A 25,313-nucleotide genomic window follows, 5' to 3' on the forward strand; every position below is an offset into this window, starting at 1 on the left:
GTCGCTGGTCACAGCTTGAAATAGCTTGACGCGGATACCGTATGTATTGAGGGCTTTTGAGTTGGAAGTAAAATTGGCATCACTTCTGTATATGGTTTTTGAGGCGTAAGCTGTAAAGGCCTTTGATGGCTGGCGGTTTTCATTTTTGCGTTAACGCTGTTGGATAGAGTGGATTTCATGGCAAACCTCACGGGTGAATGCCTAGTTGAAGCTGACTGGTTAATGTTCGCTGGCGTTTTTCTTTCATGCCTTTACTTTAGTCAAGAGCCACTCATAAGAGCAAATGTTCTTTTTTATCAAATCAATCACTTCTATTTATAGATTTGTTGGGAAATAGGAGAGAAGTATGGCCTTTCTCAGTAACATGTTCCGACGTGCATAGGGCATCGGGCATCGGGCATCGGGCATCGGGCATCGGGCATACCTCACCACGCGATCGAACCGCTATAATGCCAAAGCCAAAAACCGATCGCACCCCTGGCACATCCCAAAATACGCGCGTGCGAAGCTATCCCGTAGGGAATCGCACTCTTTCCCCCAAGTTATTCCTCAAAACACTGGTCAGCTTGGTTAACAGCCCTATGCTAGTAGTTATATTGCCCTTAAAGTCGATCGACCCGGAGGGCGCTTGTTCAGCCTAATTCAAAACACTTCTGGCAAAGGAGAAATTCTAGAGGTCGTCTTCCGCAACGGTTGGGACTACATGAAACCTGTGCTTGTCGCAGAAAAAAGGCGATCGCCCGCGATCGCCCAACGCCATCACCTTTTGCGGCACACTATATCTAGTGCCTGCGTCCAGGACTGTAATTCACAAAAATTGTTGTACTCAAAATTCATAACGGGCCAGCTTATCAGCGCAAGATTTTCCGATAGCGAGCTTCAATTACCGAGTAGATGCCATAGGCAATTAAACCCAAAGGTACTATACCCAAAATCACTGGACTAAAAGGCTGTTGTCCCAGAATTCCCAACACCTCGCCCAATCCCTTCGCTTGACTGGCATCTGATAGCCTTGCTGCTTGAATAAAGAAAAAACCGATTATAACGAAAACAATCCCACGGGCAGCAATGCCAAATCGACCCAACCGTGTTGCCCAAGTTTGCTCGTTTTGGCTCATTTCATCTAGCTTGAAATGGCGGCGAAATTTTGCTTTATATGCTTGGTAGAAATAAGAAAAACCTACACCAATAACAATTGATCCCGCCAATCCTACCAGCCATTGTCCAAATGGTTGCGCTAAAAGTTGGGCTGTCAAATCTTGGGTTGTATCCTTTTTACCACCGCCCGAACCCATTATCAGTTTTACAGCGGTTAAAGCCAAACCTGCGTAACCTAAAGCACTCAAGGCGTAGCCAATGCGTTGGGCAATGCGCTTGGCATCGATTTTTTGTCCTTGGTGTTCTGGGTCGAGAATTGTCTGAACCATACGCAAAAGGAAATAACCAATAATGCCAATCGTTACAAGAAATAGCAGAAATTTGCCGAACGGTTGGTTAACAATTTCTGATAATGCACCGCTAGTATCGGTTGTCCTGCCGCCCGTACTAAAGACTGCTTGTGCTGCCAGAAAGCCAACAATAAAGTAAACTATGCCTTTGGAAGCATATCCCAATCTTGCCAGTCGCTCAAACCAGGGATGAGAAGCTGTCCGTCGAATTGACTGTTCAATGCTGTCGGTGGGTGAGTTGCGCGGTTTCATATTTTTTGACAATTTAGTTGTTAACGACTGCTGCCATAAGCAATGGTGCATTCCTTTCCACTTAACAGAGTTCTTAAACAAATAATTTATGTTATTATTTATTAACTTAAAGATTAGCTTGTTTAACGGTTTTTTTTATCTGTCTTGAGCGGGAGTGTCAAGGGTTAATTTATTGATAACTTTCACCTTTTTTGGGCTTGACAAATATAGCTTTATGGGCTATAATAAAATAGCTTCACTGATGCAGCCGTCTGCCAGCGGTCTAGTATATCTTTGATTAAAACTTCTTTAACCCAAGTTGAATAACAATTAGAATTGGCAGCGCTAAAAATAATCCCAATAAACCCAAGAAAAATCCGAATGCTGTCAAGAGAGCTAAGGTGTAAGCGGGAAGCAAAGATACCTGATTTTTCATAATGATAGCTGTGAGAAAATTGCCTTCAAGACGTTGTAAGAATGGATGCGCCCCCGTGCGGCAGTTGGGAATAAAGCATCTATCGCCAACCGTCCGAGCGATCGCACTTAACTCAAAGCAATATCATAAGTTTTTCCTCAATCATCTTCCATCAGGTGGATATTTTTTTATGGCATTAGACAGATGGCAAAGTGTGGCTAGTTAGATTAAATAGAGAGAGAAGCAACATTTTGAAATGTTGAACAGGGACAATAGACCTTTTAGCTAAGTCTATTTTTAAGATTCTAAATTGCCATTGTCGCAAGAAGTTGATGGTTCAGAGGAGGATATTAGGAAAATGGAATCAACCACAACGGCAGTGGCGGTGTTGAGTTCAACCTTTTATTTACCGGGAATTGCCCACCAAATCAGTTCCCAACCATCAGGCATCCTGCCTGTGCTGAACTGAGTTTTCAGGAGAAGTCTAATAGCTAACCACAAGGTGGTTGCTTGCGCCAGAAAGACAAGCAGAATCTCTTTCTTGCCTCGTTTGTTTTGACGATCAATTCAGCAATAAGGTGTATATAATGAATGAACTGAATCAACCAGAATCCTTGTCGCAACCGCTGACGAACACCGAATTCGTCGCAACTTTTCGCTTGTTCAGTCGAGTTAGCTTCTGGATACAGTTATTCTTGGGTGCTGTTTCCGGCATTGTTTTAGTATTTGCTATGTTGGGTCGCAACATGAGCGAACAAACCAATAATAATGCAGGTATTGGTTTCGGGGTATTTTTAGCGATACTAGGACTTTTATTGCTGTGCTTTAGAATTTTTTGGGATTTTCGCTATAGGCTTTTAGGCAGACTTTTGCACGCCGAAAATTCCGAGGTATATCCCAGCAAAGAACATATTACTCACACCTTACGGATTGGATTAATTTCTAGTTTGGTGGGGGTATTAATCGCGTTTGTCGCTTCAGAAGAAACAGTTGCTGTAGTCCTAGCGAAAACTCTCAGTCAACCGCAAACTATTACAGCTTATGCGCCAGAAAATGTGATTCGTTCCCTAGATATTTTTGTGACAATGGCAAACGTCAATCTGATTGGGGCTCACTTTTTTGGAGCTGTTACTTCTCTTGGGTTACTCAATTGGGTAGAGGATTAGTTGGCAGCATTAGCGATCGCTAAAGGCAAACACAAATCCTATGTAGTCAGGATTTACAAGGGCTGACCGATTTAACTAAGGTTTGTGGTTGCACTGTCTGGGCGAAAGAGAGCGAAGACAGCGCAGCTACAAGCTAAATAATTTCGGAAAGATTTATTATAATTTTAACAAAAATCGGCTGGTAGATGATACAAAAAAAGCAGAAAAATATACACAGATTGAAAAAGTACAGTATAAAGAATCAGAACTGAAATCATGGAAAGTTAATTATTTTTTAAGCAGTTAAATTTTTACTTGTACGGACGATCGCGCTTGTCGGAGAGAAAACGCGATCGCTCTTTTTCGGCACAGTATATGTAGTGTGCGTAATTCCTGTGTATATTACGATCGGGAGTAACGCCAAAGCCAAAAACCGCCCCCACACCCCAAAATTCGTGAAGGGAAGCTATCCCGTAGGGAATCGCACCCTTTGGGCCAAGTTATTCCTGAAGACACTGGTCAGCTTGGTTAACAGCGCTATCCTAGTAGTTATATAGCCCTTAAACCCGATCGACCCGGAGGCCCCTTGTTCAGCCTAGTTCAAAACACTTCTCGCAAAGGAGAAATTCTAGAGGTCGTCTTCCGCAACGGTTGGGACTACATGAAAAGCCTCCTAACCGGTCGCAAAACCGACGCACCCAGTCTCCCAACTCCAGCAGTTCTCCGCAACATCCTGGTCGAATTAGGCCCAGTTTTTGTCAAATTGGGACAATTGCTGAGTACCCGTCCCGACCTTTTGCCCGCCAGCTACATCGAAATCCTCTCCACGCTACAAGCGGAAGTACCGCCCGTACCGTGGTCGGAAGTAGAAGCAATCGTTCGCAAGGAACTCACACAATCTCTCGAAGATACCTTCGCCAAATTTAACACTCAAGCTGTCGCCGCAGGTTCGATCGCCCAAACCCACAAAGCTACTTTAAAAGACGGTCGCGAAGTCGCCCTCAAAGTTCAGCGCCCCGGTATTGATATTGTCATCGAACAAGACATCGCCGTGCTCCGAGGTTTGGCAGAACTTGTCATGCTCACAGAGTTCGGTCAACAATACGATATTGTCGCCTTAGCAGAAGAATTTGCGATCGCCCTGCGTGCAGAACTAGACTTCATTCAAGAAGCCAGCTACACAGACGAACTGCGCCGCAATTTATCTAAAAGCCGCTGGTTTGACCCCAAACAAGTTGTCCTACCAGAAATTAACTGGGAGTTGACTACAAAAAAACTCTTAGTCATGGAGTGGCTGAACGGAGTCCCGATTTTGTTAGGCGATTTGCAAGGAATTCGCCACAAAGGAGATATAAATGCCGAACGCGAAGAAATTACAACGCTGCTTTGCCGCGTTTTCTTCCAGCAGTTGTACATCGACGGATTCTTTCACGCAGACCCGCATCCCGGCAATTTATTTTATCTCAAAGACGGCCGGATAGCTTTGTTGGACTGCGGCATGGTCGGCAGGTTAGACCCGCGCACCCAGCAAAATTTGACAGAAATGTTGCTGGCAATTGTCGATTTAGACGCTCAGCGCTGCACTCAATTAACATTGGAAATGGCAGAATTTGCTCAGCCGAAAAGTTTAGCTGTTCTCGAGAACGATTTGGCGAGAATGCTGCGCAAGTATTACAATGTCAGCTTGTCGCAAATGAACTTGTCGGAAATTTTTTATGAGGTGCTGGAAATCACCCGCAAAAATAAAATTAGGCTTCCCAGCAATCTCGGTTTGTATGCAAAAACTCTAGCTAATTTGGAAGGACTGGCGCGCTCTTTTAATCCCCGCTTTAATATTGTAGAGCAGGTAAAACCGCTGATGACCGATATGTTTCGCCGTCAGTTATTAGGAGATGACCCGCTACAAGCTGTGCTGAGAACAGCCCTGGATCTGAAAAGCTTGTCTTTGCAATCTCCGCGACAGGTGGAAGTGCTTTTAGACCGGGTTACTTCGGAAACTTTGAAGTGGAACTTGACACTAAAAGAACTCGATCCGCTACGCCGCACTCTGGGGGATTCTGCGAACCGACTTTCTTTTAGTATTGTGGTGGGTTCGCTGATTGTGGGGGCGGCTATTATTTCTTCTAACGCGCAAACTGCTCAGCTATCTTTTCTGAGCAACGGTTTGTTTGGGGCGGCGAGTTTTTTGGGTTTTTGGTTGATTATTAGCATTCTGCGATCGGGTCGTTTGCGCAGTTGATTGAATAGAGGAAATGGGGAAATTCAGGAGATATAGCAATCTTTTCGGGAAACGCGCAACTGGCTTTTTTTGTGAACGAACCGCGAAGACGCGAAGGACGCGAATGTTGAGAAAAGAAGAGTAAATATTTCACAATTGATGCCAGGAGTGCTATAGCATCCTCAACTGTTAAGCAACATCTCTGACTTAAGATAGGCGATCGCCCGCAGCAGCTAAGTCTAAGCTAGAAATTGTTCCATAAACCTAATTGAGGAAAAAAAGATGAGTAGCGGTCACGCCAGCCATAAAGGCTCTTCCACAAAACCCAATACCAACACTAACGGTCAAATTACATCCCCTGACGACCAACCCGCTGACCCGCTAAATCAAGAAACATCCGGTTATCTGCGACGCGGTTGATTAGAGGTTTGATAAAAATTAGGTTTATACTAATTACATCTTGCACTTCCAGAGTCCGCCAAGGAGTTAAATCTCTGGCGTACTATTCGGGCAGGTTCAGTAGTACCTCATATCAAATCCGTAGACATCGGAATTACTATCTCTCTCTTCTCTTTCTCTGTGTCCTCTGTGCCCTCTGTGGTTTAATCATTCCGATACAAACGGAATTGATATCACAGCTTCAGAACAAAGGACTAAAGTCCTTACGACAAAACTATTTAACCTAAAATTCAAGTTAGGAATTATTGATAAATGAGCGGGATTAACCAAGTATTGGGAAAGGAAAAATTGCCGGAATTGGGGTTAGTCTGCATTACAACATCCGATGCAGTTCGCTTTCGTACTGTCACCCGGAAGCGACTTTTACAACTTTCGGAAACTGAACAAGAAACAGTATTGCGCGAGCTTTATACAGATAACTTAAAGCGGCTTGACAAAGCGATCGACTTCTGTTCCGTCAATCAGATTAAGCTCTACCGCATGACTTCTGCACTGTTCCCTTTTGCAGATACAGATTTGGGGGAAGCAGTGCTACACTCCATGACTGAGGAATTGCGGAAGACGGGCGATCGCGCTCTTTCTTTGGGCATCCGCTTGGTACTCCACCCGGATCAATTTGTCGTCCTCAGTTCCGACAAGCTTTCTGTGGTTGAAAACAGCATTAAAATTCTCGCGGCTCATGCTTTAATTTTAGATATGTTGGGACAGCCCCGATCGCCCCAGGCACTGATGAACATTCACGGCGGCAAGAGCGATCGCACTTCGCAGCTCAAATCAGTCATCCGCGACTTGCCAGAATCCATTCGATCGCGCTTAACCTTTGAAAATGACGAATACGCTTACAGTTCCTCGGAAATTTTAGAAGTTTGTCTCGATACCGGCGTACCAATGGTTTTTGACGCCCACCACCACGTCATTCACGAACATTTAGAAACTTACGACGATCCCAGCGTTGCCGAAATGCTGGCAGCAGCCCGCACAACTTGGTCTGTCCCTGAATGGCAATTAGTACATATATCGAATGGAAAAGATTTTTTTGCCGATCCGCGCCACAGCGATTTAATTACAGAAATGCCTAATTGCTATTATCAGGCTCCTTGGATTGAAGTAGAAGCTAAATTTAAAGAATTAGCTATTGAAAAGTTGCGCGCCGAATGGTTGTCTGTGAATGTTCCACAATTTAGCAATGTCTCGTAGGGGCGGGTTTTACAAACCATCTTTGCCTAACACGCATCATCTCGAAAACCCGCCCCGCTTGGGCGGTAAATCCCAATCTACAGCCCACCCTCAGCCAACAATAAATCGCAAGAACAGGCAAGATGCCTGTTCCACAAAGAATGAATTTTATTGTGGGGTGTCCCGCAAGAACAGGCAAGATGCCTGTGCCACAAAGAATGAATTTTATTGTGGGGTGTCCCGCCCGCCCGCTTTAGTCCGACAGTCCGACAGGGGTTTTTAACCCTGTCTCAAAGCTAAAGTCCTCTAAAAGAGGACTAAAATAGATAGATATTGAGCTCGTATTTCCAGTCGGTTTTAACCGACTTTAGCTTTGAGGCAGGGGTTTAAACCCCTGCCGGGCTGCCGGATTGCCCGACTGTCCAACTGCCGGAATCGGTAAAAACCGCGTTAATACCAACTATAAATTATGTGTGGACGATACACTTTAACTACTTCAGGTCAAATCATCGCCGAGTTCTTCAAACTGTCGGAAGTTCCCGACATCAAACCGCGATACAATATCGCCCCAACTCAATCAGTTGCCACAGTCACAGTTGCTGCCGAAAAAATGCAGCGACAGTTCCAATTTATGCGCTGGGGTTTAATTCCAAGTTGGGCAAAAGACATGAAAATAGGCAGCCGCATGATTAACGCGCGATCGGAAACTGTAGCCGAAAAACCTGCTTTTCGCAGCGCCATCAAGCACAGGCGATGTTTGATAGTCGCTGACGGCTTCTACGAATGGCAACAGCAGGGAAAGAACAAACAGCCTTACTATTTTCAAACTGCAGACGGCGAACCTTTTGCTTTTGCCGGTTTGTGGGAAAATTGGGAATCTCCAGAAAAAGAAAACATTGTATCTTGCAGTATAATTACTACCGCTGCTAACGAAACAGTGCAGCCGATGCACGATCGAATGCCGGTGATTCTCCCCGACAGCGATTGGGAACAGTGGCTCGATCCTGCTGTTAAAAATGCTCAGGAAGTTTTGCCCTTGTTAAAGCCCTATGCTTCCGAAGCTATGAAAGCAAAGGCGGTAAGTGCGATCGTCAACAGTCCAAGTAGAGACAGTCCCGAATGTATTAGCGATCGGCAATAAATCATTGGAGCGGATAAAACCGAGATAGTTTGAGTTATGATGTAAAATGATGTTTGAGTTGTAGCTGGGGTTTTCTAAGGATCAGTTTAACTCAGTTGTTATTTGCTCAAACATTATTTTAATCTTAACATCAGTTAGAAGACAAAAAATATGATCGGATACGTTACACTCGGTACCAACGATATTGAAAGTGCAGCCAAGTTTTATGATGCTTTGCTTGCTGAAATTGGCGCTCGACGATTCATGGAATTCGACGGATTTATCGCATGGAGCGTGTCTCCCGAGCTACCAGCACTTGCTATTACAAAACCATTTGATGGTAACACAGCAACTGTTGGCAATGGAGTAATGATAGCTCTTAAAGTTGACAGTCCAGAAAAAGTCAACTTAGTTTATAACAAAGCGATCGAACTTGGGGCTAAGGATGAAGGACCTGCAGGACCAAGAGGCGTGTTGCCGGGGTTTTATGCGGGATATTTTCGGGATCTTGATGGGAATAAGCTGAACGTGTTTTGTATGACTGGGCCAAACAGTTAAGGTTTTTATTTTTCGTGAGGCGAACCGAAAAAAAGCTATTTCCGATCGTTAGCTATTAGTTATCAATCCCTAAATAAGAGCTGATAACTAATAACTAATGACTAATGACTAATGACTAATGACTAATGACTAATGACTAATAACTAAATTAACTCTCGTACATCCGCGCTTCAGCAGCTTCGGGATTTTCCTCGCAATACTCGTCAAAAGCCGTTTTGTCAAGCTTCATCGATCGCTGGTGAGAAGCCTCAGCCTGCATTTCCTCTACAATGTCCCACGCTACCGCGCACTCTTTAGAAGTAGCGCCTTTCTGGGCACATATAGTTCTGGCCTCCGCGATCGCCTCTTCGATTTCTTCGTCAAATAAAACACTTTTCGGTTTCTCGACAAAATCGCTTTTTGTCAAGATATCCGTTACCGAAATAATGCCCAGCAGTTTGTCTTTAATCACCGGAGCTCGGCGGATTCGGGTATTGGCGAACAACCTCGCCACGTATTCCACGCCCAAGTCGGGATTCACCGTGATGCACGGTTTGGTCATAATCTCGAAAACGCGGACTTTTTTCGGGTCTACTCCGTAGGCTGCTACTTTGTAAACAATATCCGTTTCCGTCACAATGCCGTAGGCGTCTTGTTCGTGGCGGCGTTCCACAATTAACGCGCGCAAACACAGTTCGTTCATCATCGCCACCGCTTCAGCTACAGTTGCCGAACCGCGAATGGTAACAACTTCTGTTGTCATAATATCTTGGGCTTTCATCATCATTTTTTATTGCTTCCCGCTTATGAAGTCTAGTGCGTCCCGATTTGGGGCAGCCCATTTGATTTGCCATCATCATTAGGACTTACACTCAGAAACCCGGTTTATACGAAAATATTAGGTTTAGTAACGATAAATCCAGTCAGCCACCGGGTTTCTGAGAAATCGTGGGATCGCAAACTAATCATAAAACCTTTAACGGCACTCGGGATGACAAGTTGCCTGAAACAGCCGATCGCTCCCCGGAAACCGGACGATCCCGCGAGTTCCCGCTTGCATAGGGACCAGCCTGCGTGCTTTCAAGCAAGAGTGAAGCATTCGGGCGATCGATCTTTGACCTTGTTCGGCTCAGATTTTCCCGCCCCAGTCTCAAAGAAGCAAAAGTTAACACAAACTAAGCAACTGCTTGCGCTCGCACAGATCCCCGCCTCTGATAAACTTGATGGCTGGGAGTGCAAAAGAGCACAAGGCACGCATCAGCAGTTGGGAGGATCTAGTTCGTGGACAATGTAATCGGTTTAGAGATCATCGAAGTAGTTGAGCAGGCAGCCATAGCCTCCGCTCGCTTGATGGGCAAAGGCGAAAAAGATGAAGCTGACAGAGTGGCTGTAGAAGCCATGCGGGAGCGCATGAACAAAATTCATATGCGCGGTCGCATCGTGATCGGCGAAGGCGAGCGCGATGACGCACCCATGCTTTACATCGGCGAACAAGTAGGTATTTGTACCCGCGAAGATGCCAACGAGATCTGCAACCTAGATGAATTGATCGAAATTGACATCGCTGTTGACCCCTGCGAAGGTACTAACCTGGTGGCTTACGGTCAAAACGGTTCGATGGCAGTTTTGGCAATCTCTGAAAAAGGTGGTTTGTTTGCGGCTCCCGATTTCTATATGAACAAATTGGCTGCTCCTGCGGCGGCTAAGAATCATGTAGATATTCGCAAGACGCCAACCCAAAACCTCAAAATTATCTCTGATTGCCTCGGCCGCAGTATTGAAGATTTGGTGGTGGTCGTGATGGATCGCGATCGGCACAAAGGTTTAATTAATGAAATTCGGGAAGCGGGTGCAAGAGTTAGGCTGATCAGCGACGGCGACGTTTCTGCAGCAATTTCTTGCGCGTTTTCTGGTTCCAACATCCACGCACTTATGGGTATTGGCGCAGCACCCGAAGGTGTGATTTCAGCAGCAGCAATGCGCTGTTTGGGCGGTCACTTCCAAGGGCAGTTAATTTACGATCCGGCTGTTGTAAAAACTGGTTTGATCGGTGAAAGCAAAGAAAGCAATATCGCTCGACTTAAAGAGATGGGCATCACCGACCCGGACAAGATTTACAATGCTGAAGAGTTGGCATCTGGAGAAACAGTTCTGTTTGCAGCTTGCGGGATTACTCCCGGAACCCTGATGGATGGAGTTCGCTTCTTTGGCGGCGGCGCTCGCACTGAAAGTTTGGTAATTTCTTCTCAGTCGAAAACAGCTCGGTTTGTGGATACAATCCATATGTTTGACCAGCCGAGATCTTTGCAATTGAATTAGTGATTAGTTAGCGGTTAATAGTTAAATGTTAACCACTAACAGTTAACGGTTAACAGTGACCAGTGATTAGCAATTAGCGATAAACTAATAACTAATAACAGGTGACTGTTAACAACTAAGAAAGAAATAGTGACAAATCACAGATATGAATATTGCAGTCGTAGGTCTCAGCCACAAAACAGCGCCGGTAGAAGTTCGCGAAAAACTTAGCATTCCAGAACAAAAAGTTGAAGCGGCGATCGCCCAATTGCGCGGCTACCCGCACATTCAAGAGGTTGCCATCCTCAGCACTTGCAACCGCTTAGAAATTTATATTGTTACCAGCGAGTCGGAGCCTGGTGTGCGAGAGGTTATTCAGTTCCTTTCCGAATGCAGTAAAGTTCCTTTACAGTCTTTGCGCCCTCACCTGTTTATTTTGCTGCACGAAGATGCGGTGATGCACTTGATGCGAGTGGCTTCTGGCCTCGACAGTTTGGTGCTCGGAGAAGGACAAATTTTGGCTCAGGTGAAACAAACTCACAAACTCGCCCAGCAGTACAAAGGTGTAGGCAGAATTTTAGAGCGCTTGTTCAAGCAAGCTCTCACAGCAGGGAAGCGAGTTCGCACGGAAACTAGCATCGGTACCGGCGCGGTTTCGATTTCTTCGGCGGCGGCAGAATTGGCTCAAATGAAGGGTCAGCATTTAGCCAGCAGCAAAATTGCGATTATCGGTGCTGGCAAAATGTCCCGGCTTTTGGTGCAGCATTTGCTCTCAAAAGGAGCTAACCATATTTCGATCGTCAACCGTTCTGTGCGGGGCGCCCTGGAGTTGGCCGGTCAGTTTAAAGATGCTGAATTACATCTGTATCAGCTCTCGGAAATGATGCAGGTAATTGCCAGTTCTGACTTGGTTTTTACCAGTACGGCAGCTACCGAACCCCTGTTAAATAAAGCTAAATTGGAAGCTGTTTTAGACCCGAATCGCGTTTTGATGTTGGTGGATATTTCTGTACCGCGCAACATTGACTCGGATGCGAACGAACTCGCTAATGTGCGATCGTTTAATGTGGACGACTTGAAAGCAGTGGTAGCTCAAAATCACGAAAGCCGTCGCAAAATGGCAATGGAAGCTCAGGGCTTGCTGGAACAGGAAGTAGAGGCTTTCGATCTCTGGTGGCGCAGTCTGGAAACCGTTCCTACTATTAGCTGTTTGCGGGATAAGATAGAATTGATTCGGGAACAAGAGTTAGAAAAAGCTTTATCGCGTCTGGGTTCGGAATTTTCGGAGAAACATCAAGATGTGATTGAATCTTTAACAAGGGGGATTGTGAATAAGATTTTGCACGATCCGATGGTACAGTTGCGTGCTCAGCAGGATATTGAGGCGCGGCGGCAAGCGATGCAAACTTTGCAAACACTGTTTAATTTGGATGTGGATGTCAATCAGCAGTACAGCTAGTTTGTCATTAGTCATTGGTCATTAGTCATTAGTCAGTTGACCCGAAAGCAGGAGTCATATTATGTCCGGTCAATTACCATGAATAAAAATGCCTCCAACCCTTGCGGCAAAAGCATCATTCGGGAGGGTAAATTGCTCGAACCTCATATCAGTTATCATTCAACCAATAACTAAGGACTAATGACTAATGACTAATGACTAATAGGCGAATTTATCAAATAATCCTACTGATTGCGGGGCTATGGCTGATTGTTGAGTTTGCCTCCCGCATTTCGGCAGAAATTCTCTGGTTTCAGGAAGTTGGATATCTTCAGGTTTTTCTGTTAAAGCTGAAAACTCAAGGGTTGCTGGGGGCGATCGCCATTGCTGTTTCTGCTGTCTTTTTGCTCGGAAATTTGGCTTTAGCCCGCCGCCTGCAACATCCCGCAGAGGAAATGAAATCGCCGGTTGCGGGGGCGCTATTGGCTTCACTGAGGGCGAACAAAACGGGGAAGAATTACGAATTACCTGTTGCTAAATCCCAAATAACCTTTTCCTGGCTGCTGTTGGCGGTATTCGGATTGACTTCGATCGCAACTTTGACAGTAATTCACTGCGGGCTGTTAGCTGCAAACAGCCTCACCTATTTCGGTCTAGCTGGCAATTTGCCTGCACCGCCGGTGCAGTTGGGAATTGAGTCAATCCAGCATGGGGCGGTGCAGCTATTTTCTCACTGGTGGCAGTTGGGCTTGCTGCTGGGGACAATTTTAGCTGTGGCAATTAAGCCGGATTTTTGGCTGCAGGCGATCGCCCTTTTTCTCAGTTTGGCGATCGGGCTGATTGCCGCCAGTCGCTGGACAAATGTTTTGCAATATTTTCACCCTACTAATTTTAACACAACCGACCCTCTTTTTAATCAAAATATTAGCTTTTATGTATTTATTTTGCCAATCTTAGATTTGCTAGGATTCTGGCTGACAGTTGTATTTTGGTACAGTTTAGTATCTTGTGCTTTAACCTATTTGCTGTCGGGAAATAGCCTGAGTCAAGGGAGATTTTTGGAGTTTTCTCGATCGCAGCAGCGGCACTTGTACGGGTTGGGTGCAGCTTCAATGCTAGCCGCCGCATTCCGCTACTGGCTGGGGCGCTACGCATTGCTGTATTCGCGGGGAGACGTTACTTACGGGGCGAATTATGCTGACGTGACGGTGCGGCTGCCATGGTATGGATTTTTGAGTATTTTGGCAGGGGCGATCGCACTTTTGATGCTGTGCCAAGTTTACCCATTCAAAATAAAAAATGAACTCATAAAAAAGATTATTTTAGCGTGGCTAACTTTAAGTTTGTTGGGAACTTTGCTGCTGCCAACAATTGTGCAGCTACTCCTAGTTAACCCCAACGAACTAGCACGAGAAACGCCCTACATCCAGCGCAGTATTGCCTTTACTCAAGAAGCCTTTGACCTCAACAATATAGAAATAAAAACTTTCGATCCCGCCGGAAAACTTACTTATGCCGACTTAGAAAAAAATCAACTTACTATTAGCAACATCCGGCTGTGGGACAAGCGACCGCTGCTGCAAACCAACCGACAATTACAGCAAATCAGACCCTATTATACCTTTCCTGATGCCGATATCGAGCGCTACACAATCAAAAATGAAAAAGCAAAAAAGGGAGATGCTGAAAGCCAACAAGTGTTTCTGGCAGCGCGGGAATTAGATTACACAGCAGTAGCCCCCGAAGCTCAAACTTGGGTGAACAAGCACCTGGTTTACACTCACGGTTACGGCTTTACTCTTTCTCCGGTAAATACAGTCGGTGTCGGCGGTTTACCCGATTATTTTGTCAAAGATATTGGAGTTGCAGCCCAGAAAGGAGAGACTGCTTTGGAAGTAACTAGCGATCAAATTCGGGCCAGTATTCCGATCGGCTACCCCCGAATTTACTACGGCGAAGTAACCGATGCAGACGCGATGACGCCCACAAAAGTCGAAGAATTCGACTATCCCAGCGGCGAAGAAAATGTTTACAATACTTACAGCGGTAGGGGCGGAATTGAGATCGGTTCTATGTGGCGGCGCTGGCTGTTTGCTAATTATCTCAAAAATTGGCAAATGGCGCTGACGCGCAATTTTACGCCAGAAACTAAATTACTGTACCGCCGAAATATTAACAAAAGAGTCCGGGCGATAGCTCCTTTTTTGCGCTACGATTCCGACCCGTATTTAGTAGTAGCCAACGCCAATCTTAGCAATGATGATATAGAAAAAGAAAAAGATGAAAATGGCAACAAGATTAAACCTTCACCCTCGGCTACCGATAAATCTCCCAACTATCTTTATTGGATTATCGATGCCTATACAACGAGCGATCGCTATCCGTATTCTGACCCGGGCAATCATGAGTTTAACTACATCCGCAACTCCGTTAAAGTAGTGATTGATGCCTACAACGGGTCTGTTGACTTCTACGTTGCCTATCCCTCCGATCCGATTATTAACAGTTGGATTGCTATCTTTCCCGGACTCTTCAAACCCCTTGACAAAATGCCTCCGGCTCTCCGGAAACATATCAGATATCCAGTAGATTTGTTGAGCATTCAATCAGAACGCTTGCTAACTTATCACATGGAAGACCCGCAAGTATTTTACAATCGAGAGGATTTGTGGCGAGTTCCCAATGAAATTTATGGCAGCGAACAGCAGCCCGTAGCACCGTATTATTTGATTACGAAACTGCCAACGGAAACAGCAGAAGAATTTATTTTGCTGCTGCCATTTACACCAGTAAGTCGCAACAATTTAATTGCTTGGATTGCAGGGCGCTCGGATGGTGGCGATTACGGAAAATTGCTGCTGTATCTGTTCCCCAAACAGCGATTAGTTTACGGTCCGGAACAAATAGAAGCTTTAATTAACCAAGATCCCGTTATTTCCGAACAAATATCTCTCTGGAATCGCCAGGGTTCCAAAGCACTTCAAGGAAACTTATTAGTAATTCCCATAGAACAATCTTTACTGTATGTGGAACCTCTTTACTTAGAAGCCGAACGCAATAGTTTGCCAACTTTAATCAGAGTTATTGCTTCCTACGAAAACCGCATCGTCATGGCAGAAAGTCTTGACTTGGCACTCAAGGCACTTTTTCAGCAACAATCTACCAATAAACCCGCAATTGTGCGACCTGTAGAAGGAACTCAACCAGCTTTAAAGAGTGAATGATATCAATTCCGGTTGCACTCCTCCGGAATTGTTGACTGTTGACTGTTGACTGTTGACTGTTGGCTGTTGACTGTTGACTGTTGACTGTTGACTGTTGACTAATGACTAATAACTCATGACTAATAACTCATGACTAATAACTAATGACTAATGACTCGATTTTATTCCGATGCAACCGGAAACGATATAAATTACTGCGATTTCTGTTCGCTAGCAGCCTTGATATCCTGCCACCAAACATCGACATAGGGCCACATCAATCTCTCGTCTCCTCCAGAATCTAGTTTCACTGTCACCTCATAACGGTCAATATGCGTGAGCTCGCCAGTTTTGCCATTCAAATACAATTGTTTGGGATTGTCAGTGATAATTTCTACCCTTTGATTCAAAAGCGGCAGCATCTGGGTAGAAGAACCCTGAAACGGATTTTTGCCTTTGAGCACATAGCCGCCAATCAAAGAGAAGTACATTGAAGCTAGGAAAAATACTGTACATAAACCCACAATCACCAGTGTTTTTTGTTGTGAAAAACTGGTATAAACGCTCACATATCCTACGCTCATAGTTCCAAAAAACAACAAATTTGGCAGGTACAGCCCATCTTCCAGAAACACGCTACCAAAAAACATGAGGGCTACCTGAAAACCAAATAATGCAGCCACCCAACTCCACCCAGTTAGCAACGATGCAGATAGTAGCCAATTCATTGCTATAGTAAGGGCGATCGCCATTGCTATAGCCCCAAGTGGTGCTGCATAATCGTACTGTCTGAAGGGAAGAAGAACAAAAAAGACTAAAGCATAAGCAAAACCCGCCAAAGCCAGTGCTAATCCACTAATTATTTTGTTCCAGTGCAGCATGGCGATGGATTTTTGGAGCGGTAAAGTGAAGCGTTCATCTTCTGTTCTGATAGTAGCCGTTGAAAATTCCCAGCGGACTAAGGCCAGAAATTCTAATCCTAGGGTGCGCCAGAAGTAGCTTACCGCTATATTTAGGGGAGGGAACCGATTTGTTAACCAAGCGTGCTATCCCTGTTTCCGAAGGTGCAAGTGGGTCGGAGCAGAGGGTATAATTTTCAGAAAACCAGATTATTTAGGGTCGATCGACTTAACAAATTGTTGCACAGGCTGCGGTAGAGCCGGCACAAAAGTCTTTCTAAAACCCCTAACATCGAACACTCGCCACAAAATACCTACCGCTACCGTCAAGAAAAATAACGCTCCCAAAAAATTGAACACAGCAGACAGAAAACCGCTGTTCCTTTTTTTCGGAGGTGTAATATGTGTCCTGCGATATACAGCCGGCTCGTAATCTCTCGAGTCCTCGCGAGTGGGGGGCGGCGTTTTGGGGCGCGAACTCGCCCTGCGCTTCTGAGTCAAACCCGTTTTATTAGTTTTAGTAAAACTGCTGGACGACTCCAATTCAGAAGTGCCGGGCGTCCCCGTTAACTGGCTAGCAGAAGCCCCCGTTTTGCCTGCAGCAGCATCCTGAATTCTGCTGTTAGAGCGCTGAGTCGATTTGCGTTCGGCGAGGGTGCGCATCAAAGTTTGCAATTGCTGAGTCGCCGCGGGCGGGCGTTCCCCTTTCCTCGCCCAATTTAACAGCATCGCCCCGGTAATCCCGCAGAGATTCGTAGCCCCCACAGAAGCCAGCCGCTTCAGCAGAGGCTGGCTGTTGGACACAAAAATCACCAATGCCTCCGGGTGTTCCTGAGCCAAACCGTAAACGCACTGAGCCGTCGCCACCACAAGCATTGCTTGCTTGCCTTGATTTTTGATCGAAGGTTCGAGAGCGCGGTGCGTCTGTTGAGCGTCTGTTGCAATCCAGCCACTGTCGGCAAAAAAGCGCATAAACTCCCTTGCTACTTGCTCGATGGCCGGTTCCACCGCTTGGTCGGTGAGACGATCTATTTCGTCGTACACTACTTCCGGGATATAGCAAGTTCCCACCTTGGCATATTCTTGCCACACTTGAGTTCTGCCAGCCATTAAAACATCTGTATCAAAAGTTACCAATAGAGGAGGAAGTGGATTAGCCATGACTTTATCCTATAGGCTCAGATAAGCTATTTAAACTTAATCGATCAAGTTTAAACAAATTTGGGGTTATAAAAAATCAACTTTTGGTAAGATAGAAATTGCCCAGGGCGGGGATCTTAATTGGAAATTATTGACACTTCCGGGCAAGAAGGCGTGAGGATTCTTGCTTCGCACCGATTCCCATGAATTTACTTGCAGTGCGGTGCATCTTGACCCTATGCCCTACGGCTGCAAGCCCTCGCTTGAGAACTACTTGTGCGGCTGCGACATCTCTGTCGGTTATATACCCACAATTGTCACACGAGTGAACTCGTTCTGATAACTCTTTTTTGCCTGTTTCATTAAGACCATTAGGACAAATATTGCTCGTCTTTTTGGCGTCTACTTTTTGGAAAAACACAGCGCGTTTAAAGCAAGTTTGCTCCAAGATATTGAAGAACTGCCCAAACCCAGCATCTAAGCAGTGCTTGCCTAACATCGCCCTTGAGGGTCCGACCAGATTAAGGTCTTCGAGAAACGCCATCCCTGCGTCATCGCAGATTTGATGTGATATCAATTCCGCTTACACCGTTCGGGATGGGGAGTCGGGAGTCGTCCGTCGTCCGTCGGGGAATGTGCAATTATTGACCTTGACTTTATCATCCCCATGCAACCGGAAACGATGTGACAACTGGCGATGCCAATCTTTTCGACAGTTTGCAACATCTTCATGCAGCAATGCGACTTTTTCCGAAGCTTTTTTCCGGTTGTTCGAGCCGATTCTTTTTCGAGTAACGCGCTGTTGCAGCAATTTAAGCTTGCGTTCTGCGGAGCGCAAGAAACCTCGTTCTTTTAATTAAAAGTCCGTTAGAAGTTGCAACAAAAGTAGTCAACCCTATATCAATTCCTAGGGGATTGCCGTGAGGAATAGTATCGAGAATCGAGACCTCCCATTGCAAAGTCAACATTATGTACCAGCCAGTAGACCGTCTAACTACGCGAGCTTGTTTGACGATTGCGCCCTGGGGGATGGGACGATCCTGCCCAAACTTTATCCGACCAATTACAGGCGGTTTAAATCGGTTGCCTAGATGGAAAGTTGTACCCAACTGCGGTTCGTTAAAATACCTCAAAGCTCCCTTTTTTTTTTTACCGAGGGAACCCGTGGCGAGAGATCCCACATAGTGACGAAACTTTTTTCCAACCTCAAACGCGTTTGTTGCAGTAAAACCGCGTTTACTCGCAGCAGTGCGGGGCTGGTTTTCCTGTATGTTATTAAAGCCTTGTACTGACTTGAATATGTCGGTAAGGGCCCGTCAGCAGGAATAATGTACTCGGAGCTTTTGGAGCAAGAGTTAATTTGACATTTGCGTGAGTTGTACCAGTCTTTGCACTCTTTCGACGCATAGTTGTAAACCTTGCGGCACTGTTCTAGCGAGTCTTCAAAAACTGCTATCTGTGTCGCTGTGGGCTTCAACTTAAATTCCAAGGTCAAATTAAACACTTGCTTCACCTCCTTGACTCAGTATACAGCCGCCCTACAAATCCTCAAGGGGTTTCTTAAGATTAATTAAATTCGCCCGCTTATGGGCGAGGCTCTCACCCCAAAATTTTGGTAGTTAGGAACCCGATCGCCCTTCAGTTCCCCCGGAAGATCGCTCAATTCCTATATTCCACTAATTTACCGCAACCCAAGAGCCTATTACCAAAGACACCTGGCTACTGTTAGTTCCCAATTCCCAGACGGCCAGCCATTGCCGGAGTCAACGGCAACAGCGCAGCAATCATCAAGAACAAAGCTAGCAAACCCAAAGCTGCGCGAGCGTCGTCAGGCTCAGTCAGCTCGTTGAGGCTCGGCCGCTCCAGATTCCGCTGTAAAATCACAATCACGATCGCCCAATACAGAGCCAAAGGATTAACTAAAGAAGCGATCGCCAGCACCACAAACGTCGCCAAAGTAGCGCGACTTGCTATTTTCCGACCGTAGATGGCTTGCACGATTCTACCCCCGTCCAACTGTCCCGCCGGCATCAAATTAATCGCCGTTATTACCAAGCCCAACCAACCGATAACTACCAGCGGGTGAACGTCAACAATCTGCTGCTGCAAGCGGGCACCCAAAATCACTTTTGCCAAAGTTCCCACCAAAACCGATCCCTTGAAAAATTCTGCGGGAATTTGAAACAAACTCCCGGGGTGAGACAGCAGCAAACCCGTTACCAGCATTAGCAGAGAAACTATTCCCCCAGCGGCTGACCCGGCAAAAGCGAGGTCAAACAAAACTTTACGGTTGGGCAGCAGCGACTCAAAACGGTCGATCGCTCCAAAACAACCTATCTGTAAAGTTGGTATAAAAAACGGCCAACTCAAGCGAACCTTGTACCGATTTGCCAGCACTCGGCGAGCAATTTCGCCAGAGCCTAAAACCGCCCAAATTCCCGCCGCAATTGGCAGAACTTCGAGATATCGACCCGGCGAGTTAAAGAAATCGAAACCTAGCAGCAAACCGCCTGTCTCTAAGCTAGTAGCAATTGTTGCCAGCAGCAGCACGACAGCTAGGATTTTTTGAGATAGGTTAGTTGGCTGCGGGTCGTTGGTGCTGGGCAAGATAATAACTACTGGCTTGTCGTCCTGATTTTCTACTAAAAATAGGCGGTAGCGATCGTTTAATTTTTCTGCCAAACTTGCCGTCAAACGTGAGTGTACTTGTTCTGGGTCTCCCCGGAGATTGCCTTTCAATATCACCCCATCTTGATAGGGAATCGTTTCTGTGGCAAAGAAAGTATCAATGCCAAAGATGCCTTTAATTGCCTTGAGGTCTTCAACTGGAACTGGAATTATTTCTGATTCATTATTTCCAGGCGGCGAGGTGACGATCTTAATGGTTTCTTTGGCTGGTGCCGGCTGCGAGTCAGGGGCAGAGAAAGCATCGCTTTGGGACTTTACCTCAGCAGCATCGGGGCGCGATCGCAGCACTGCATCGGATGCAGCCTTACGCAATTGCCTGCCCAGATAAATGTATAATCCCGTGGATGCCACCAGCAGCAACAATACCGCAACTAGATTGAGGTAAATCCCGGCGGCGAACAAACCAAAGAACAGCAACCAGGGACTCATCAGGGCAACTGACTGCAACCAAGCCAAAATTCCCAGTTTGCCAAAAGGTCTGGCGCGATAAAATCCCCAACCCAGAATTCCCACAGCAACCAATACGAGCGCAATTGTTGCCGTATTTTCCGATGCAACTATAGGCATTCCGCTTGCTTGCGCAAATAGGGGCTTTAATCGGTCGATCGCGCTGCGGTCGAGTAATAGCATTAAATTTTGGGGAATATGAAATAGAGTTGTTGGGAACATATCCAAACCTGTCGGAAACTAGCCTGATTACTAAGGATAACCCCTGAGGGCTACTCGGCCCACAACCGGCTGCTGGTGCTGTTTTAACATCGCCGATTCTTGGCTATTGACACAATAGACTTTTTATGATAACACTTCGGATTTAGCAAACATCTACTCACAAGGGTAGCAGTATCGCTCGCCCGTCCCCGGGAAGATTAGCCCCGGTTTGCAGGCGGGGCTTTTTCAAGGATTTGACTGTTTTTCGGATTCGGGCATCCGAAACAAATCCGAAACAAATCCGAAGCAAATAAGATTTCAACCGCTCTCTCCTTTTCGGTAAAAAAGTGCTAAAACCCTTGATATCATTAAGTTTGTGTAACGGGTACGGCAGGACTTGAACCTGCGGCTCGCTGCTTAGAAGGCAGCTACTCTATCCAACTGAGTTACGCACCCAACTCAAAAATCGCTAACAACATTATTCTATCGGTGCAGTGTGCGATCGAGCAAGTAAATTATGTTTTGACACTCAAGCGGTCTGAACACACGCTCGATTCTTGAATATATCTGCGATCTTCAAAGGCATTGTCAAGGTGCCCTGACGCTCAAAACAACTACCCAGAGGTATTGCTATTGGGGTTACTTTTATTTTCAAATCGCTTTGGGATCTCAACATTAGCCAATCCGGTACGCTCCCCACCCTGCCATTACTTGCTCTTTTTGTGTTGTGCTTCTTGGCACTTAGGTGCTTCGCGGGAATCTTTCCCTACTAGGAATGCTTCAACACGTAGTTGATTATTCTTACTCGCACCTTGATTGGCAGAAGATTCACGGCGGTTGAAACCGCCCGGGCGATGCCCGCTGGCGTAGCCGAAGGATCCTTTCCCGGGCGGGTCCTCTTTGGGACGCTCGTTTTCCACTTACAGAGTTTTTTTATGACTTGCGCAGAAACCGGTTTGAGGTACGAAAATACGGCGTGGATCGCGATGGGGGAAAAAAACCAAGGTGATGAGAGTGCCTGTACGTCCTCTTCCTGTATCTGACAAAAGCTGTCGGGACTCACCTGCAAACAGCACAATTGTAAATTTACAATCAAAACTAGGTAGGACGTGAACTAACGTCAGGTATTTTAGAGGTCGAGTTCAAACCCAAATATTTTGTCGATCGGATATATCCATAAATTAAGACCGAGCTCAGACAGGACAAGAGTCACAGGTGCTTTTCCAGGGATGTCTATTGGTTATGTTAACATTCGATAGTGGTAAAGCCTAAAACGCTGACCCATTACCGAAAAACCAGAGATCGTTCCCTGATTTTAGGCATGAGTTGAGCCAGAATGACTAATTTGCTGATATTTAGTTATGTTTGCTAACATTCGGCTCGACTTGATATTTGATAAAAATGTGGTAGAACTAGGATTGAAAGACTCAGGTGAAAATCCTTGATGGTATGGAGCCTCTATCTAAGCTTCCTCTACGGCATCAAAGCAAAACAGTCAATCGCCCGCTCGGCACGAGCGCGAAAATCAAGCGTTGCCAGTACAGCAGTTGTAAATTGTGCGCGGGGGATTTTCCTTCGTGCATTGATTGATACGCCAAAGCTCAGAGACAATCTCAGCTTAGATATTTGTTAGCATTTGTTAGCAAAAAAGTATCGGAACGCTTGAGGAGAGCACCATCTCTGGGTGAACGGGAGCAATCCTGCTAATTTAAGTGGACTCGCTGAATCAAGAATCCCCTCGCCTTTAGGCATGGGGAGTGTCAAAAGCACAGCACCTCGGCCATGACAGGAGTCAAATCGCAGTGTCATGTTTATTCTGAAACGGCAGGATGTTGAAATAACCAATTTTCAACACCCAAAACGGGATCAACAAATTCCCATTCTCAATTATCAGGGGCAGACTTTTCGCCTGATCAGCGCCTTCAACGGCAAGCAAGCAGAAGACGCCAGAGCCTTGTGGCGGGACTTAACCGACAACCGAGGCAAAGCCTGTGTTCTGCTAGAAGAGCCGGATCGATATAGCGTCTGGGGAAAAGTCCGTTTAGATCAGCTTGCCGGTGAAGAACCGGCAGGTAATGAAGCAACCAAAGCACCGCTGTTCGCGCAGGGTTGTCTGCTGCTCCTCCAAGCTGTTTACTTCGATGTAGAAGACCTCTTAGGCGCAAGGCAAGCCGCATCGTTTCAGAAAGATATCGCCAAGGTATTTCAGCAGGGAAACTTCCCCCAGGCAGACTCCCCTGATGCGATCAAAAATTGGCTAACTGTTAGTCCCTTGCAAAATCACAAGGCGCCCCCTTGGCAAGAGCAGCATCTCAAGACATTATTGCAAGAACTTCATCGTTTGGGCAAATCATACTTTGGGGATACGGGCTTCGCTGAGGGAGTGAGCGATGTGCTGCAAGATATGCCAGCACCGGATCGCACTCAGTTTCTAGATTGGCTGAAACAATCAGCCCTCAACAAGTTGTGGATCGCAGCATAGAAAATCTTTGACAATTGCTCAGACAATTGGATCCAGATAATTGAGCCGAGATAATTGCACTGTAGGGGGTACGTGATATACAGGTTGGATTACCAACGTGTATTAAGCAACCAAATTGTTGAGTCGGTTTCGAGTCTACTTAATGTCTGGCAATTTAACTAAATTTCGCTCGATCGCACTCCCCCAGCCATAATCATTGATATGAATGGGGGAGCGCGGAAGCAAAAAAACAGATACTGCAACATTTGAGGGTATAATTTCAGAGATAGATTGGGTACTGTAAAAGCCTTAAGGGTGGAGACATATACCGTATTTCTATCATTAATTTCCGGGCAAAAGATCGACTAACGACTAATTCCTTGAATTAGTAAATAGATATTATTCTTGCTTAGTCTTTCTAGAGTGTACAAGGGCAAAAGTCCCAAGGACACGCTGAGGACGCCAGTTTTTCCGGGAGCGTCAGACAAAGGTTCTGTTGCGAAAGAATCCTCATCTACAATCAAAGATTGAGATGGGGTGCGTTCAACCGCTAGTTAGGTCTCGTGGAATCCCTATGAGTAGTACTTCAGAAAAGTCATCTACATCTCCATCTTTACTGTCAGCTCAGACCCTAGTGATTGCGGGCATTGTCTGGGCTGTAATGGCGCTGCTGTTCTTTTTGCTGTTCAGCGTCCCCTTCTCAGTAGAAGAGGGTTTACCTCTTTGGTACTCGATCGGCACTTATATTTTTGAATGCGGAGCATACTTCGGAGCGGCTTTAGTCTGTTTTAGAAACTGGCAAAGCCCGCACATGGTCAGCGGGCGCAACGTCTGGCTGGGCATTGGTCTGGGGATGCTCTTCTATTTCATAGCCGGCGTGCTGTTCGGGATTTGGGAACTCTATTTCGAGTTAGACCCGGACGTGTCTCCTGCAGATGCGTTTTATCTGGGCAGCTATGTGGTGTTGATCGGGGGCATGGTTGTAGCTGTGACTTCCAAGCGGCTGAATCTAGAAATTTGGCAGTGGGGTTTGTTAGCGGGAATTGCAGCCTTCGGGATTGTTGTAGCTATCTGGGTTGCTGCACCTGACTCTTGGAGGGCACAGCTAGGAATGGGTACAGCAGCCACTCAGGAAGTAGTGACCGGCTCTGCACCAGCAACCGCTGCCAAAGGAAGAGCGCCTGCTTTGGACAATTCGTCCAAGTTACAGGCAAAAGGAGCAGCAGCTACTGATGCTGATGAATCAGCAGCAGAAGAAGAAGAAGCAGCAGAAACCAAAGCTCCGGCATGGGTGATGGCACTTGACAAGCAACTGTCGCCTTACAAAAATGCAATCAATTTGTTTTACATCGTCGGGGACGTTTTTCTGCTGATTATTGCTACTGCACTGCTGCTGGCGTTTTGGGGAGGACGTTTTTCCCAATCTTGGAGGATGATTGCGGCTGCAACTTTTTCGCTTTACATCGCAGATATGTATTTTAAATGGCGCGATACTCAGGCTGAGGGTAGTTATCAAAGCGGCAGTTTGCTGGAAGTCTTTTTTGTTTTCAGCGCCATCCTGTTCGGAATAGGAGCTATCTTGGAACATGACATCTCAACCCGTTCTCGCCAGAGCAGGCGAAGTCGCCGCGCAGCGTAGCGATTTGAGATTGGAGTTGCAAGAGCAAGCGATGGGGACGCGAAAGCTTTTTTGCCCTTGTCGGCATCTCTGAGCTTGACATCGAACATGAAAAATCACAGTTCGCTGACTGCTAGCCTGCGTCTTTTCACGTCTTTTTGCTGGAAAACT

At 46.1% G+C, this 25,313-nt stretch carries 20 protein-coding genes and 1 tRNA gene; 12 read left to right on the top strand and 9 right to left on the bottom strand.

What is annotated here, in order from left to right; translation table 11 throughout:
- Positions 1-449: 449 nt before the first annotated feature.
- Positions 450-641 (top strand): hypothetical protein, encoded by a 192-nt coding sequence (locus QUB61_RS00900; RefSeq protein WP_333189765.1) that lies wholly within the window; start codon positions 450-452, stop codon positions 639-641.
- A 210-nt stretch (positions 642-851) separates the two neighbouring features.
- On the opposite strand, the gene QUB61_RS00905 is transcribed toward QUB61_RS00900, so the two are convergent.
- On the bottom strand, positions 852-1,700 hold the full coding sequence (locus tag QUB61_RS00905; protein WP_333132893.1) for a DUF1206 domain-containing protein: 849 nt from the start codon (positions 1,698-1,700) through the stop codon (positions 852-854).
- Between the two features lie 981 nt (positions 1,701-2,681).
- Between QUB61_RS00905 and QUB61_RS00910 the strand changes: the two genes are divergently transcribed.
- The 6 genes from QUB61_RS00910 to QUB61_RS00935 all read left to right on the top strand — a co-directional run bounded on the left by QUB61_RS00910 (position 2,682) and on the right by QUB61_RS00935 (position 8,770).
- Complete coding sequence (locus QUB61_RS00910; protein ID WP_333132894.1) at positions 2,682-3,260, top strand: DUF3611 family protein; 579 nt, start codon at positions 2,682-2,684, stop codon at positions 3,258-3,260.
- A gap of 565 nt (positions 3,261-3,825) precedes the next feature.
- Positions 3,826-5,478, top strand: coding sequence for an AarF/ABC1/UbiB kinase family protein (locus tag QUB61_RS00915; protein WP_333132895.1), 1,653 nt, complete (start codon positions 3,826-3,828; stop codon positions 5,476-5,478).
- Positions 5,479-5,739: 261 nt separating this feature from the next.
- Positions 5,740-5,877 (top strand): hypothetical protein, encoded by a 138-nt coding sequence (locus QUB61_RS00920; protein ID WP_333132896.1) that lies wholly within the window; start codon positions 5,740-5,742, stop codon positions 5,875-5,877.
- A gap of 291 nt (positions 5,878-6,168) precedes the next feature.
- Positions 6,169-7,113, top strand: a complete 945-nt coding sequence (uvsE, locus tag QUB61_RS00925) for a UV DNA damage repair endonuclease UvsE (RefSeq protein WP_333132897.1) — start codon at positions 6,169-6,171, stop codon at positions 7,111-7,113.
- Positions 7,114-7,561: 448 nt separating this feature from the next.
- Positions 7,562-8,233, top strand: coding sequence for an SOS response-associated peptidase (locus QUB61_RS00930; RefSeq protein WP_333132898.1), 672 nt, complete (start codon positions 7,562-7,564; stop codon positions 8,231-8,233).
- A 150-nt stretch (positions 8,234-8,383) separates the two neighbouring features.
- On the top strand, positions 8,384-8,770 hold the full coding sequence (locus QUB61_RS00935; protein WP_333132899.1) for a VOC family protein: 387 nt from the start codon (positions 8,384-8,386) through the stop codon (positions 8,768-8,770).
- 148 nt (positions 8,771-8,918) lie between these two features.
- On the opposite strand, the gene QUB61_RS00940 is transcribed toward QUB61_RS00935, so the two are convergent.
- A complete protein-coding gene (locus QUB61_RS00940) occupies positions 8,919-9,536 on the bottom strand; it encodes a CP12 domain-containing protein (RefSeq protein WP_333132900.1) in 618 nt (205 codons plus the stop codon).
- Between the two features lie 494 nt (positions 9,537-10,030).
- On the opposite strand from QUB61_RS00940, the gene glpX reads away from it, so the two are divergent.
- The 3 genes from glpX (at position 10,031) to QUB61_RS00955 (ending at position 15,709) form a co-directional block, all read left to right on the top strand.
- Complete coding sequence (gene glpX / locus QUB61_RS00945) at positions 10,031-11,068, top strand: class II fructose-bisphosphatase (protein ID WP_333132901.1); 1,038 nt, start codon at positions 10,031-10,033, stop codon at positions 11,066-11,068.
- Between the two features lie 145 nt (positions 11,069-11,213).
- Positions 11,214-12,506, top strand: a complete 1,293-nt coding sequence (locus QUB61_RS00950) for a glutamyl-tRNA reductase (protein WP_333132902.1) — start codon at positions 11,214-11,216, stop codon at positions 12,504-12,506.
- A 194-nt stretch (positions 12,507-12,700) separates the two neighbouring features.
- Entirely contained in the window at positions 12,701-15,709 is a 3,009-nt protein-coding gene (locus QUB61_RS00955) for a UPF0182 family protein (RefSeq protein WP_333132903.1), read from the top strand.
- 191 nt (positions 15,710-15,900) lie between these two features.
- On the opposite strand, the gene QUB61_RS00960 is transcribed toward QUB61_RS00955, so the two are convergent.
- The 7 genes from QUB61_RS00960 to QUB61_RS00990 all read right to left on the bottom strand — a co-directional run bounded on the left by QUB61_RS00960 (position 15,901) and on the right by QUB61_RS00990 (position 21,519).
- Positions 15,901-16,569, bottom strand: coding sequence for a hypothetical protein (locus QUB61_RS00960; protein WP_333132904.1), 669 nt, complete (start codon positions 16,567-16,569; stop codon positions 15,901-15,903).
- 228 nt (positions 16,570-16,797) lie between these two features.
- A complete protein-coding gene (locus QUB61_RS00965; RefSeq protein ID WP_333132905.1) occupies positions 16,798-17,748 on the bottom strand; it encodes a PIN domain-containing protein in 951 nt (316 codons plus the stop codon).
- Positions 17,749-17,875: 127 nt separating this feature from the next.
- Entirely contained in the window at positions 17,876-18,271 is a 396-nt protein-coding gene (locus QUB61_RS00970) for a zinc ribbon domain-containing protein (RefSeq protein WP_445300237.1), read from the bottom strand.
- Positions 18,272-18,310: 39 nt separating this feature from the next.
- Entirely contained in the window at positions 18,311-18,565 is a 255-nt protein-coding gene (locus tag QUB61_RS00975; protein WP_333132906.1) for a hypothetical protein, read from the bottom strand.
- Positions 18,566-18,856: 291 nt separating this feature from the next.
- Positions 18,857-19,240: a helix-turn-helix domain-containing protein gene (locus QUB61_RS00980; protein ID WP_333132907.1), complete on the bottom strand. Its 384-nt coding sequence runs from the start codon at positions 19,238-19,240 to the stop codon at positions 18,857-18,859.
- A gap of 212 nt (positions 19,241-19,452) precedes the next feature.
- A complete protein-coding gene (locus QUB61_RS00985; RefSeq protein ID WP_333132908.1) occupies positions 19,453-21,084 on the bottom strand; it encodes a site-2 protease family protein in 1,632 nt (543 codons plus the stop codon).
- A gap of 361 nt (positions 21,085-21,445) precedes the next feature.
- A tRNA-Arg gene (locus QUB61_RS00990) sits at positions 21,446-21,519 on the bottom strand.
- 1,351 nt (positions 21,520-22,870) lie between these two features.
- Here QUB61_RS00990 and QUB61_RS00995 point away from each other — a divergent pair.
- Both QUB61_RS00995 and QUB61_RS01000 read left to right on the top strand, forming a co-directional pair.
- On the top strand, positions 22,871-23,545 hold the full coding sequence (locus QUB61_RS00995; RefSeq protein ID WP_332954998.1) for an Npun_F0813 family protein: 675 nt from the start codon (positions 22,871-22,873) through the stop codon (positions 23,543-23,545).
- Positions 23,546-24,098: 553 nt separating this feature from the next.
- Positions 24,099-25,163 (top strand): hypothetical protein, encoded by a 1,065-nt coding sequence (locus tag QUB61_RS01000; RefSeq protein ID WP_333132909.1) that lies wholly within the window; start codon positions 24,099-24,101, stop codon positions 25,161-25,163.
- The last annotated feature ends 150 nt before the right edge of the window (positions 25,164-25,313 follow it).

This window comes from Microcoleus sp. C2D2 (genome assembly GCF_036702495.1).
Classification (GTDB): Bacteria; Cyanobacteriota; Cyanobacteriia; order Cyanobacteriales; family Microcoleaceae; genus Microcoleus.